Raw genomic sequence first — 12,468 nt, forward strand, 5'->3', positions numbered from 1 at the left:
ATGACATCGATGGATGAGGTGTTCCGGGCGCTCGCCGACCCCAGCAGGCGCCTGCTGCTCGACAACCTGAACGTCCGCAATGGGCAGACCTTGCGCGAGTTGTGCGCGGGGCTGTCGATGGCGCGGCAGTCGGTCAGCAAGCACCTGGCGGTGCTCGAAGCCGCCAACCTCATCACGGTCGTGTGGCGGGGCCGCGAGAAGCTGCACTACCTCAACGCCGAGCCGATCAACGCCATCGCCGACCGCTGGATCAAGCAATACGACCGCGCGCGGGTACACGCCCTTGCAGACCTCAAAACGGCATTGGAGACCGAACAGATGAGCAGCGCCGAATTCGTCTACACCACCTACATCCGGACCACTCCCGAGCGGCTGTGGCAGGCGATCACCGACCCCACCTTCTCGACCCGGTACATGGGACACGCCATGGTCTCCGATTGGCGGAAGGGCTCAACCTACGTCTGGATAACCGACCCCGCCGGACTGGAGATCGCGCACCCCGATCAGGTCATCCTGGAGTCGGACCCGCATCGCAGGCTGGTCTTCACCTTCCACACGTTTGGACCCGAACTGACCGCGGTGGGCCTGGACGAAGAGACCATCGAAAAGGCGGCGGCCGAAAAGCGGTCCCGGGTGTCGTTCGACATCGAACCGGTCGAGAACGGCATGGTCAAGCTGACCGTCATCCACGACGACTTCCCGCCGGAAAGCACTGTCCGCGAACTCATCTCCGGGGGTTGGCCGTGGAAGCTGTCCAACCTGAAGACGGCACTCGAAGCCTCATAGCACCGAAGAAGGAAAGGAGACAGCGCGATGAAAGCACCAGCGATCGTGTCCGCGCAGGAGTGGGAGCACGCTGTGGAGGAGATGCTCGTCGAAGAGAAAAAGGTTCAGCGGGCCCGTGATGCACTGGCCGCGCAGCGGCGCCGGATGCCCTGGACGCCGGTGGACAAGGAGTACACATTCGACGGCCCGGACGGCAAGGTGAGCCTGCTCGACCTGTTCGGCGGTCGGCGCCAACTGATCGTCTACCGCGCGTTCATCGAACCCGGCACCGGCGACTGGCCCGAGCACGGCTGCGTGGGTTGCTCGTTGATGGCCGACCATGTGCCGAACCTCGCTCACCTCAACGCGCGGGACACCTCGTTCGTGTATGTCTCCCGCGCATCGCAGGCCGACCTCGAGCGGATGAAGTCCAAGATGGGTTGGCGCCACCCGTGGTTCACGATCACCGACGACTTCGACAAGGATTTCGGGTGCGACGAGTACCACGCCACCAACGCGTTCATCCGCGACGACGACGGCCGCGTGTTCCGCACCTACCGCATCGACGGCCGCGGCGACGAGGTCTTCGTCAACACCTGGAACCTTCTCGACATGACTGCGCTCGGGCGACAGGAGACCTGGGAGGACTCGCCCGAGGGTTATCCGCAGACCGCGCCCTATGAGTGGTGGATCTGGCACGACACCGGAACCGGTGAGTCGTAGGCCGGCGCCTTGTCGACAGCAGCGAATTCCACGCCAGGGTCGTGATCACTCGAAAATCACAGCCCTAGTGCAGAATTCGCGAGACCCGCTACGACGGCACGCTGGCCAGCGCCTGCGCGACGCACTCCGCCCAGCGTGTGGCGTCAACTGTTTCGAACGCCGTGTCGCCGCCGAACGCACTGGAGATCACGACGTCCGGCTCGAGCGTCCCGAGTAGTTCGACACTCCGTCGGAGCTCCCCGGCGTCACCGCGACCGGGCACCAGGAACGTCGACCACGTGCCCTCCTTGGTGGGAAACATGGTGTCGCCGGTGAACAGATATTTCGCCCCGTCCACTCCGGTCACCAGGTAGCAGGTGCTGCCCGGCGAATGTCCCGGTGTGGGAAGCACTTCCACACCGTTCTCATCGACATGGCGCTCATCGCCCAACGGCACGTCGACGTGACCGTGCGGCGAGATCACCGCCAGCTCGGCCGCGGGCGCATGTAGCCGACGGCCGAACCGCTCGGCGATCCGCGCCAGGTTTGGGCCGGCCTCGTCTTGATGCGAGAGATACTGCGCGCTCACCCCGCCCAGCGCGTCGATCGCCTCGAAGTCTGCTTCGCTGGCGGGGTTGTAGAACAGCACGTTGCCCGTCGGCCCCCGCCACACATAAGCATGCGTGGTCAAACCGGGGAACGGCGAGTCCATTCGGGTCTGGAAGAGGTCGTCGCGAATCTGGGTCAGTGTGTGTGTCGAAGTAGCCATGACCCCACTCTGCGTCCTCAACCATTGTTGAGGTCAAGGGTCAGATCACGAAGCGGCGGCGGCGATTCGGGCAGCCACATCGGTCGCGACCTCCAGCGCCTGCTGGTCTTCGGCGGGGATGTAGCGATCGGCGAGCGGGTCGTGCGCCGCACCGGCGATCGCCGCGTGGTCGGTGTCGAGTTCCACCAGCTCGACGGGCCACTCGTTCGCGCGCAGCACCTCGGCGAAGTCCCGGCTGATCGTCACCGGAACGACATGGTCGCCGACCCCGTGCAGAAGCGTGAACGGCGAAGGCGTCAGCCCCGTGAGGTCGGTGGGCAGTGCTTCACCGGAAATCGGGTCGGCCACGACGAACGCGCCGGCCAGGCACACGGTGTGGGCGAACCGGACGCCGAGCTGGTCGGCGTGCAGCGTCGCGCCCGCTGCCGCCAGCCCGCCCAGCGACCATCCGACGAGCACCAGCGCATCCGGATCGGCGCTGCGTGACCGCGCGAACTCGAGCGACCGCAGCAGATCGGCGCGGCCTCGGTCATCGGCGTTCGAATTCCAGTCGGGCACCACCACCGCGAAGCCGTGACCGGTCAGCCGTTCCGCCAGCGGACCCATCGTCGAGCGGGCGTCGGTCTGGGCACCGTGCCACATCAGGGCCGTTCGTGGTGCGTCTTCGCCCCAGAGGTCGGCGAGTCGGCCCGGGGCGTATTCGGCAGTGTTCATGGGCACAGGCATTCCCCGCCGACGCGGATAACTAACGAACGAGCACGCGACGCACCAGGGCGTCCCGGGTACTTGCGAGCAGATACCTCGCCATCGCGGCCTCCACGCTGCGACCGGGCTTGGGTGTGCGACCCCGGCTGATGCGGCGGATCTGCTCGGTGTACCAGATGGTTTCGGCGGCTCCGGCCAACCTGGGGATACGACCGCGGCGCGGTACGGCGCTGCTGACCGTCTTGTCGGAGGCCAAAAGTCGCTGCGCGATATCGGGTTCCAGCACCAGCGGTCTGGCCACCCCACAGACGTCGATGGCACCCGACTGCAGCGCCGCCTGCATACCCGCAGCGCTTCGCAGGCCGCCGGTGAGCATCAGCGGCATCCGGGCGCGGGCACGGACCCGCTCGGCGTAGTCGAGAAAGTAGGCTTCGCGTGCGCGCGTCGATTCGCCCGCACCGGTCATCATCGCCGTCGACTCGAATGTGCCGCCCGATATCTCGAGCAGGTCGACACCGGCATCGCCGAGGCTGTCCACAACGGCCATCGACTCGTCTTCGTCGAAGCCGCCGCGCTGGAAGTCCGAGCTGTTGAGCTTGACCGCCACCGGCACCTTCGGTCCGACCGCACCACGGACCGCATCGATGACGGCCAGCAGGAAGCGCCTGCGCCGTTCGGGGTCGCCACCCCATGCGTCGTCGCGCTGGTTGGTGAGGGGCGACAGGAACTGCGAGATCAGGTAGCCGTGGGCCGCATGGATCTGCACGCCGTCGAATCCGGCGCGCACCGCGATCTCCGCGCTGCGTGCGAAACGCTGTATCAGCTCCTCGATTTCAGATGCGGCCAACGTTCGTGGCGGGGCGAACCCGCCGCGCAGCGTCGTCATCTCCTGCGCGGACGGCGCCACCGGGCGCCCGGACAGTGTGCGCGGAATCTGGCGGCCCGCATGGTTGAGCTGCATCCAGCAGTGCGCCCCGTCAGCCCGCGCGGCGGTTGCCCAGGTCCGTAACATCTCGATGTCGCGCTCGTCCTCGAGCACGACCTGACGCGGCTCGGAGACCGCGCTTCGGTCGACGATCACGTTCCCGGTGACGATCAGCCCGCATCCGCTGCGCGCCCAGGTGTCATACAGCCGCACGTGCGCAGGCGTGGGCCGACCTGTGACGGTGGCCAGTTGTTCGCTCATCGCCGCCTTCGCGATGCGGTTGGGCAGCATTGCACCGCAGGGCAATTCGAGTGGCTTTGCGAGCGTCATGCCGGTCGAGTGTACCTCTCGACGAACCGTCGCAGGATCGTCTGAGGATGCCGCACATCCCATTGCCGCGCAGCTTTTTTCAATTCCTCTGCGGATTCCGGTGCGAAGTAGCCGTGGTTCTTGTAGACGGTGATGCGGGTGTGGATGCCGTGGATGTCGAGTTCGGGATGAAACTGTGTGGCGTAGACGTTCTCGCCGACGCGGAATGCCTGCACGGGACAGTCCGGCGAGGACGCCAGACACGGCACGCCCGGCGGGAGATCGGTGGCCGCCTCTTTGTGCCCGCCGTACGCGTCGAAGGCATCGGGCAGATCGGCGAACAACGGGTCGTCGCGGCCGGCCGCGGTGACGCTGACGCGCACCCCGCCGACCGGTTCGGTATACGTCCGGTCGACGGTTGCCCCGATCACGGTGCCGAGCGTGCCGACACCGTAACAACATCCGAGAAACGGAAAGTCCTGTTCGACCATGCGCTCGATCAGCGCCAGCAACTCCGACTCAGCGCGTCGCTGCTCGGGGAATTTGGTGTCGGCCGGGTCGCTGATGTTGTACGGCCCGCCACCCAGGATGACGCCGGACCAGTCGGCGAGGTCGACCGGTCCCATCGGGCGGTGAGTCAACCGGATTCGACGCAGGCTGGTGGTGTCCAGGCCGCCGAACCGCATCATCGCGAGGTATTCGTCGTCGGCGGCTTCGTCTTCACCGCGGACGGACAGCAACAGAAAAGGACGCTGTCCAGAACGCACGACACCCCGCGAGCCGGATGAGCCCGCGGGGTGTCGCACCCGTCTATTGTCGGTCAGGCACCGGTGTTACTGGTGCAGGTCGAACCGATCGTTGTTCATCACCTTCGCCCAGGCGGCCACGAAGTCGTCGACGAACTTCTGCTTGCAATCCTCCTGTGCGTACACCTCGGCCAGCGCCCGCAGTTGCGAGTTGTGGCCGAACACCAGGTCGTTGGCGGTCGCGGTCCACTTGGTCTGCCCGCTGTCGCGGTCCACACCCTCGTAGACGTTCTCGGCCGTCGAGCCCTTCCACTCGTACCGCATGTCGAGCAGGTTGACGAAGAAGTCGTTCGTCAGCTTGCCCGGCTGGTCGGTCAGCACCCCGTGCTTGGTGCCGCCGTAGTTGGCGCCCAGCGCACGGAGCCCGCCGACCAGCACCGTCATCTCCGGCGCGGTCAGGTTGAGCATGTACGCCCGGTCCACGAGCAGCCGCTCGACCTGCGTCTTCTCGTTGGGCCGGATGTAGTTGCGGAACCCGTCGGCCCGCGGCTCCAGCACCGCGAACGACTCGACGTCGGTCTGCTCCTGCGAGGCGTCCGTGCGTCCCGGCGCGAACGGCACCGTGACGTCGAACCCGGCGTCCTTGGCCGCCTTCTCGACCGCCGCGGAACCGGCCAGCACGATCAGATCGGCCAGCGAGATCTTCTTGCCGCCGGATGCCGAGCCGTTGAAGTCCTGCTGGATCTTCTCGAGCACGGGCAGCACCTTCGCCAGCTCGGCGGGCTCGTTGACCTCCCAGTTCTTCTGCGGTTCCAGGCGGATGCGCGCACCGTTGGCACCGCCGCGCTTGTCGGTGCCGCGGAAGCTCGCCGCCGCCGCCCACGCCGTCTTGATCAGCTGCGTGCCCGACAGGCCCGACTCGAGAACCTTAGCCTTCAACGACGCGACGTCGGCATCGTCGACCAGCGGATGGTCCACGGCAGGCACCGGGTCCTGCCAGACCCAGGTCTCGTTCGGCACCCACGGCCCGATGTAGCGCGACACCGGACCCATGTCGCGGTGCAGCAGCTTGAACCACGCCTTGGCGAAGGCGTCGGCCAGCTCCTCGGGATGGTCCAGCCACCGCCGGGTGATATCGGCGTAGATCGGGCTTTCCCGCATCGACAGGTCGGTGACCAGCATGGTGGGCTTGCGCTTCTTGTTGGGGTCGAAGGGGTCGGGGATGACCTCTTCGGCGTCCTTGGCGACGTACTGCCAGGCGCCCGCCGGGCTCTTGGTGAGCTCCCACTCGTAGCCGTACAGCGTCTCGAGGAAGGTGTTGTCCCACTTGGTCGGCGTCGGGGTCCAGACCACCTCGAGACCGCTGGTGATCTGGTCCGGGCCCTTGCCGGTGCCGAATGAGCTCTTCCAACCAAGCTGCTGCTGCTCGATCGGCGCGGCCTCGGGTTCGGGGCCGACGAGGTCGGCGTCGCCGGCGCCGTGGGTCTTGCCGAACGTGTGGCCGCCGACGATCAGCGCGGCGGTCTCCTCGTCGTTCATCGCCATGCGGCCGAACGTCTCGCGGATGTCGATTGCCGCCTTGATCGGATCCGGTTCGCCTTCCGGGCCCTCCGGGTTGACGTAGATCAGGCCCATGGTGGTCGCGCCGAACGGTTCGGCCAGTTGACGCTCACCTGAGTAGCGCTTGTCGGTGCCCAGCCAGGTGTCCTCAAAGCCCCACAGGGTCTCCTCGGGCTCCCAGATGTCCTCGCGGCCGAACGCGAAGCCGGCGGTCTTGAAGCCCATGTCCTCGAGCGCGACGTTGCCGGCCAGCACCAGCAGGTCGGCCCAGGACAGCTTGCGACCGTACTTCTGCTTGATCGGCCACAGCAGCCGGCGGGCCTTGTCCAGGTTGGCGTTGTCGGGCCAGCTGTTGATCGGCGCGAAGCGCTGGGCGCCCTGCCCGCCGCCGCCGCGGCCGTCGTGGATGCGGTAGGTGCCGGCGGAATGCCAGCTCATCCGGATCATCAGGCCGCCGTAATGGCCGTAGTCGGCGGGCCACCAGTCCTGCGAGGTCTTCAGCACCTCGGCGATGTCGCGTTTGAGCGCGTCGAAGTCGAGCTTCTTGACTTCCTCGCGATAGTTGAAATCTGCTCCCAGCGGGTTGGCCTTCTCCGTCTGAGCGTGCAATACCGAGACGTCGACCTGGTTGGGCCACCAGTCCTGGTTACGAAGCGGAGCGCCGGCCTTCGGCGTGGGCGATGGGATCGCCGGGTTTTCACTTTCGCTGGTGCTTTGAGTCTTGTCCGCTGAATGAGGCGGGCGAGCGTCGGATGTCACAACATTCCTTCCGGTGGGGTTATCGGGCTGTGATCACGGTTGTGATCGGGAAACATGTGATATCGAGCATTCAGGGCACAGACCCCAGTAGATGACTTCCGCTTCGTCGAGAACGAAGCCGTCGAGCGTGCCGTCGTCAGACGGCGTGAGACAGGGTGCGTCGCCGACCGCACAGTCGACGTCGGTGATGACGCCGCAGGACCGGCACACGATGTGATGGTGGTTGTCGCCGACCCGCGACTCGTAACGCGCGACAGACCCGGAGGGCTGAATCTTGCGCACCAGCCCCGCGCTCGTCAGCGCGGCGAGCACGTCGTACACGGCCTGCCGTGACACATCCGGCAACAACTCGCGGACGGCGCCGAAGATCGTCTCGGTGTCGGCGTGTGGACGCGCATACACCGCCTCGAGAACCGCCAACCGCGGGCGGGTTACGCGCAGTCCGGCCCTCCGGAGCTGATCGGCGTAATCCGAGGTAGAGGACACTCACCCAATATGCCGCCGTATCTGGAATGAGTCAAGAGTTGATCTGCGGGGAGTCGCGCCGCGGCGGCGCGCAACGCCGCACCGAACACTGATTGCTGGTGTCGTCAAAGCACCCGGTTACCAACGATTTTCGCCTTCACCGCGGTCGCCGCACCGGTTTCCGGTGCCGCGATCACGACCCCGGCGCTGGTACCCTGCGAAGCTGCTGTCCGGTGGCGCGGGGGAGGCGCCGACCGGCAGCCAATCGCTCGAATGAACACCCGCCCGTCCTCGCGAAGAGAGTCTTGTGCGCAGCGGAGAGATCAGAGCCCTGTCTGGTCTGCGCATCGTCGCTGCCGTATGGGTGGTGCTGTTTCACTTCCGTCCGCTGCTCGAGCAGGCCGCGCCCGGATTCCGGACGGCGCTGGCGCCCCTGCTCGACTGCGGCGCCCAGGGCGTCGATCTGTTCTTCATCCTCAGCGGCTTCGTACTGACCTACAACTACCTGGACCGCATGGGGCAGACGTGGTCATTGCGGTCGACGCTGCACTTCCTGTGGCTCCGGTTGGCCCGGGTGTGGCCGGTGTACCTGGTGACCATGCACCTGGCCGCGCTGTGGATCATCTTCACGCTCAACATCGGGCATGTGCCGTCGCCCGCTGCCGAGTCGCTCACGGCGATCAACTACATCCGTCAGTTCCTGCTCGTGCAGCTGTGGTTCCAGCCGTTCTTCGATGGTTCGAGCTGGGACGGTCCGGCTTGGTCGATCAGCGCCGAGTGGCTGGCCTACCTGCTGTTCGCGGGCCTGGTGCTGATCGTCTTCCGCATCGCCCGGTCGACCAGGGCCCGCGGCCTGTTCCTACTGGCGATCGCCGCCGCGATGCCGCCGATCCTGCTGCTGTTGGCAACGGGCCAGTTCTATACGCCCTGGAGCTGGCTGCCGCGGATCGTCATGCAGTTCACCGCGGGCGCACTGCTGTGCGCCGCCGTCGTCAAGCTGCAACCCTCGGAGCGGACGCGCCGCCTCGCCGGGTACGGGGCCGTGCTGCTGGCCGGCACGATCGTCGGCAGCCTCTATCTGTTGGACGCCCACCCGCTGGCCAAGATCCCCGATTCCAACGGGCTGGTCGACGTGCTGTTCGTGCCGTTGGTGTTGACGCTGGCGGTCGGCGCGGGCACCCTGCCGGGGCTGCTGTCGATCGGGCCGATGGTCTACCTCGGGCGCATCTCGTTCAGTCTCTACATGGTGCACGAGCTGGTACACACCACATGGAACTGGATGGTCGATCAGTTCGAGCTGCGCCTGCACGCCGACCTCAGCGGCAAGCTGACCATGCTCGCCATCATCGGCGTCGCGTTCGCCGGCGCGGTGCTGCTCTACCATCTCGTCGAGGAACCTGCCCGCCGGTGGATGCGAAGCATGATGAAGGACAACGAGCGGGCGCGCAGGGATTCGGCGCCCGGCAAGCTCGCACCGATCCACGTGCAGCGCGAAGAGCGGGCCAAGACGGTTTCCGCCCGCGCGGTGTGATCAAGGTTCGCGCGTTCGCGCCATACGCTGTACCGGTGAGACGTCTGGTCACCGTCATTACCGCGCTCGCGCTGCTGGCCGGCTTGGGCTGCCCGCCGGCACAGGTCAGTCACAAGGAGATCGTCGCACTGAACTTCGCGCTGAACCGCGTTGCGGTGATCAGCGACTCCTACACCACGGGAGGTGACGAGGGCGGCCTGGGGGAGAAGGGCTGGACCACCCGCGCCTGGCAAATCCTGGCCCAGCAGGGCATCGCCACCACCGCCGACGTCGGCGCCGAGGGCGGGGCGGGTTACGGCACCCGGGGTAACCGTGGCAACCTGTTCGAGGACCTGACCGCCGCGACGGTAGAACCCGACGACACGCTGGTGATCTTCTTCGGCTCGCGAAATGACATGGACGTCAACCCCGCTCAGCTGTCGATCCTGGTGTACGGCACGTTCCAGTTGGCCCGCCGCATCGCTCCTTCGGCGAAGATGTTGGTGATCGGGCCGGCGTGGCCCACCGCGGATCCGCCGGGGCAGATCCTGCGGATCCGCGACATTCTCGCCTATCAGGCCGGGTTGGCCGGCGCGACGTTCGTCGACCCGATCGAGGCGGCCTGGTTCGTCGGACAGCCCGGCCTGATCGGCGCCGACGGCGTGCACCCCACCGATGCCGGACACGTCTACATGGCGGAGAGGATCGCGCCGCTCATCCGCGCTCAGTTGCCGAGGCGGGTGTGACGATGACTCTTCGGGCTCGGCTGTGGGGGCTGCTGACCCGGCTGATGTCGCTGCGGGTCATCGTGATCGTGGCGGCGCTGTCGGTGGTCGCCCTGGTGATCACGCTCGGCGCGTGGGTCTGGTTCGGGGTGACCAACGATCAGTACAGCCAGCTCGACCGGCGACTCGACTCGGTGAGCAGCCTCGGCGACATCTCGGCGATGCTGCGCTCGGCGCAAGAGGACGACGCCGTCGCGCCGGTGCCCAGCGGCGGCCTGGTGCGCACCGCCCGGGTGGGCGGCTCGACGGTGTCGGTTCCACCCGACATCGTGCTGCCGCACTTCGACGTCGGCTACACCAACACCACCATCGACGGTGTCGAGTACCGGGTGCGCACCTTCGCCGCGGGTGACGCGTCGATCGCGGTCGGCGCACCGCTCGCCGACACCCAGCGCCGTATCGACGAACTGCACCGGCGGGTGTTGCTGATCTGCGGCGGCGTCATCATCGGCACCGTGCTGGTGGGCTGGGTGATGTGGCTGATCATGATCAACCCGTTCCGGCTGCTGGCCCAGCAGGCCCGCGCCATCAACGCGCAGTCGGCTCCCGACGAGGTTCAGGTCCGGGGCGTACAGGAGGCGGTGGAGATCGCCGAGGCGGTCGAAGGGATGCTCGCGCGCATCGGTGACGAGCAGCAGCGCACCAGAGCCGCGTTGGAGTCGGCTCGGGACTTCGCCGCGGTGGCCTCCCACGAGTTGCGCACCCCGTTGACCGCGATGCGCACCAACCTCGAAGTGTTGTCCACCCTCGAGATGCGCCCCGACCAGCGCGACGAGCTGATCGCCGACGTGATGCGCACGCAGAGCCGCATCGAGGCCACGCTCACCGCGCTCGAGCGGCTCGCGCAGGGGGAATTGACGACGGTCGACGACTTCGTGCCGTTCGACATCACCGAACTGCTCGACCGCGCCGCGCACGACGCGAGGCGCAACTATCCGGGCGTCGACGTGTCGCTGGCGTCGTCCACGACAGTCCTGATGGTCGGACTCCCCGCCGGGCTGCGCTTGGTCATCGACAACGCGATCACCAACGCGGTCAAACACGGCGGTGCCACCGAAATCCGGCTCAGCGCAGTCACTTCCGGCGAGGGCGTGGAGATCACCGTCGACGACAACGGTACCGGCGTTCCAGAAGAGGAACGCGCGGCGGTGTTCCAGCGGTTCTCGCGGGGGTCTACGGCGGCGAGGTCGGGTTCGGGACTCGGCCTCGCGCTGGTGGCCCAGCAGGCCGAGATCCACGGCGGGACCGCAGCGATGGAAGCCAGTCCGCTCGGCGGCGCACGGCTGGTGTTGCGATTACCGGGACCGCGTTGACGCGCTCGGTCGCTCGTCGCTTCCGGCGGTTCGAGGACACGTCCGCCAGGTGACACCCGAGGTGTTTCAAACCGCCGAACTGCTCGACGAGCTCACAGAATTCAGCAAAGACTTGGTAAGCGTTCGAAACGAGTGCCCGACCGCGCGATATCCCGTGGGACGGGCGTATCGGATTCGCGCCAAGCTAATTAGCGCGTCGTCGCTTATCCCGTGCGCCAACGGGTTTTTGACGTTTTTGTGAAATTTCCGTGTTGATCATGCAAATCGCCGGGTACCCGAGCGGCACTTGACCGGTTGACGCCACAGCCGTCTTCAGCAACGTCGGAGACACGGAGAGGAACTACGGCGATGACGAACCAAGGTTTGACCCCAGAGGAATTGGCGGCGGAGATGGCCGTCGCGCTTCCGGACAAAGAGGTGGTATCCATCCTCGATCTCGACGTCGACGTCGACGTCTTTCTCGATGTCGCGTCGCCGATCGACCTCGCGGTGGCCGCCCAGCTCAACGTCGCCGCGCCGATCGACGCCGCGGCCGGCGCGAACGTGCTGGCGTTCAACTCGACCGCGGGCGCCATGGTCGACCAGACGGCACAAGTCGACCAGATCATCGAGGCCGACGCGTTCGCTGTCGCCGATCAGGACAGCTCGATCGACCAGAGCGACGTCGCCGACGGTGATCCCACGGAGCCGGATGATGACGACGACGGCGACGTGCAGGTCGGCAACCTGAGCACCTTGCAGGGCCCGTTGCTCGACGTGAACGTCAACGTCGATGTCGACACCGATCTGACGGCCCCGATCGCCGGTGCCGTGGCCGCCAACGCCAACGTGGCCGCGCCCATCAGCGCCGCGGTGGCCGCCAATGTGTTGACGATCGATTCCGATGCGGACGCGATCGCCTACCAGGACGCCGTCATCAACCAGGAGTTGCGCGGTACGACCAGCGCCGAGGCGATCCAGGTGTCCGACGTTGCCCAAGGCACCGCGCAGCCTGACACCGACACCGACACCGTAACCGGCACGGCCAGTGGTGAATCCGCCGCCACTGGTGGCGCTGACGGCGGGTCCGACGGCGACGGCGGCGGGTCCGGTGGCGACAGCGCCGGGTCCGGCGGTTCCGGCGGCGACGGCGGCGGTTCGACCGGCTGATCCGCC

The 12,468-nt window shown here is 66.8% G+C and carries 12 protein-coding genes; 6 read left to right on the plus strand and 6 right to left on the minus strand.

Features of this window, described 5'->3' with window-relative positions; translation table 11 throughout:
* Positions 1–9 precede the first annotated feature (9 nt).
* Together MELE44368_RS00025 and MELE44368_RS00030 are read left to right on the plus strand one after the other, a co-directional pair.
* Entirely contained in the window at positions 10–786 is a 777-nt protein-coding gene (locus MELE44368_RS00025; RefSeq protein WP_128106977.1) for an ArsR/SmtB family transcription factor, read from the plus strand.
* 27 nt (positions 787–813) lie between these two features.
* Positions 814–1,488 (plus strand): DUF899 domain-containing protein, encoded by a 675-nt coding sequence (locus MELE44368_RS00030; RefSeq protein WP_128106595.1) that lies wholly within the window; start codon positions 814–816, stop codon positions 1,486–1,488.
* 88 nt (positions 1,489–1,576) lie between these two features.
* On the opposite strand, the gene MELE44368_RS00035 is transcribed toward MELE44368_RS00030, so the two are convergent.
* The 6 genes from MELE44368_RS00035 to MELE44368_RS00060 are packed head-to-tail and all read right to left on the minus strand — an operon-like array spanning position 1,577 to position 7,726.
* On the minus strand, positions 1,577–2,236 hold the full coding sequence (locus tag MELE44368_RS00035; protein WP_128106596.1) for an MBL fold metallo-hydrolase: 660 nt from the start codon (positions 2,234–2,236) through the stop codon (positions 1,577–1,579).
* Positions 2,237–2,281: 45 nt separating this feature from the next.
* A complete protein-coding gene (locus tag MELE44368_RS00040) occupies positions 2,282–2,950 on the minus strand; it encodes an alpha/beta hydrolase family protein (protein ID WP_128106597.1) in 669 nt (222 codons plus the stop codon).
* A gap of 31 nt (positions 2,951–2,981) precedes the next feature.
* Positions 2,982–4,196: an NADH:flavin oxidoreductase/NADH oxidase family protein gene (locus MELE44368_RS00045; protein WP_128106598.1), complete on the minus strand. Its 1,215-nt coding sequence runs from the start codon at positions 4,194–4,196 to the stop codon at positions 2,982–2,984.
* On the minus strand, positions 4,193–4,981 hold the full coding sequence (locus MELE44368_RS00050; protein ID WP_128106599.1) for a glutamine amidotransferase: 789 nt from the start codon (positions 4,979–4,981) through the stop codon (positions 4,193–4,195). The genes MELE44368_RS00045 and MELE44368_RS00050 overlap by 4 nt, the downstream gene beginning before the upstream one ends.
* Positions 4,982–5,008: 27 nt before the next feature.
* Positions 5,009–7,240 (minus strand): catalase/peroxidase HPI, encoded by a 2,232-nt coding sequence (katG, locus tag MELE44368_RS00055; protein WP_128106600.1) that lies wholly within the window; start codon positions 7,238–7,240, stop codon positions 5,009–5,011.
* A gap of 33 nt (positions 7,241–7,273) precedes the next feature.
* The gene (locus MELE44368_RS00060; RefSeq protein WP_128106601.1) at positions 7,274–7,726 is read right to left on the minus strand and encodes a Fur family transcriptional regulator; all 453 of its coding nucleotides are present in this window, start codon (positions 7,724–7,726) and stop codon (positions 7,274–7,276) included.
* Between the two features lie 286 nt (positions 7,727–8,012).
* Here MELE44368_RS00060 and MELE44368_RS00065 point away from each other — a divergent pair, with 286 nt between their 5' ends.
* From MELE44368_RS00065 to MELE44368_RS00080, 4 genes are all read left to right on the plus strand, one after another.
* A complete protein-coding gene (locus MELE44368_RS00065; RefSeq protein WP_128106602.1) occupies positions 8,013–9,236 on the plus strand; it encodes an acyltransferase family protein in 1,224 nt (407 codons plus the stop codon).
* Between the two features lie 35 nt (positions 9,237–9,271).
* Positions 9,272–9,961 carry an Rv0518 family GDSL lipase gene (locus MELE44368_RS00070; RefSeq protein WP_128106603.1) on the plus strand — a complete coding sequence of 230 codons (690 nt, stop codon included), beginning with the start codon at positions 9,272–9,274 and terminating at the stop codon, positions 9,959–9,961.
* Between the two features lie 2 nt (positions 9,962–9,963).
* Positions 9,964–11,313, plus strand: a complete 1,350-nt coding sequence (locus MELE44368_RS00075; RefSeq protein ID WP_128106604.1) for a sensor histidine kinase — start codon at positions 9,964–9,966, stop codon at positions 11,311–11,313.
* A 348-nt stretch (positions 11,314–11,661) separates the two neighbouring features.
* Positions 11,662–12,462, plus strand: a complete 801-nt coding sequence (locus tag MELE44368_RS00080) for a peptidoglycan-binding protein (RefSeq protein ID WP_128106605.1) — start codon at positions 11,662–11,664, stop codon at positions 12,460–12,462.
* Positions 12,463–12,468 lie beyond the last annotated feature (6 nt).

Origin of the sequence: Mycolicibacterium elephantis DSM 44368 (assembly GCF_004014805.1) — a bacterium.
Taxonomy (GTDB): Bacteria; Actinomycetota; Actinomycetes; order Mycobacteriales; family Mycobacteriaceae; genus Mycobacterium; species Mycobacterium elephantis.

Coding starts and splice junctions, on each gene's coding strand:
- MELE44368_RS00045 (WP_128106598.1), bottom strand. CDS start 4,196: ATGACGCTCGCAAAGCCACTCGAATTGCCCTGCGGTGCAATGCTGCCC.
- MELE44368_RS00035 (WP_128106596.1), bottom strand. CDS start 2,236: ATGGCTACTTCGACACACACACTGACCCAGATTCGCGACGACCTCTTC.
- MELE44368_RS00080 (WP_128106605.1), top strand. CDS start 11,662: ATGACGAACCAAGGTTTGACCCCAGAGGAATTGGCGGCGGAGATGGCC.
- MELE44368_RS00040 (WP_128106597.1), bottom strand. CDS start 2,950: ATGAACACTGCCGAATACGCCCCGGGCCGACTCGCCGACCTCTGGGGC.
- MELE44368_RS00030 (WP_128106595.1), top strand. CDS start 814: ATGAAAGCACCAGCGATCGTGTCCGCGCAGGAGTGGGAGCACGCTGTG.
- MELE44368_RS00025 (WP_128106977.1), top strand. CDS start 10: ATGGATGAGGTGTTCCGGGCGCTCGCCGACCCCAGCAGGCGCCTGCTG.
- MELE44368_RS00075 (WP_128106604.1), top strand. CDS start 9,964: ATGACTCTTCGGGCTCGGCTGTGGGGGCTGCTGACCCGGCTGATGTCG.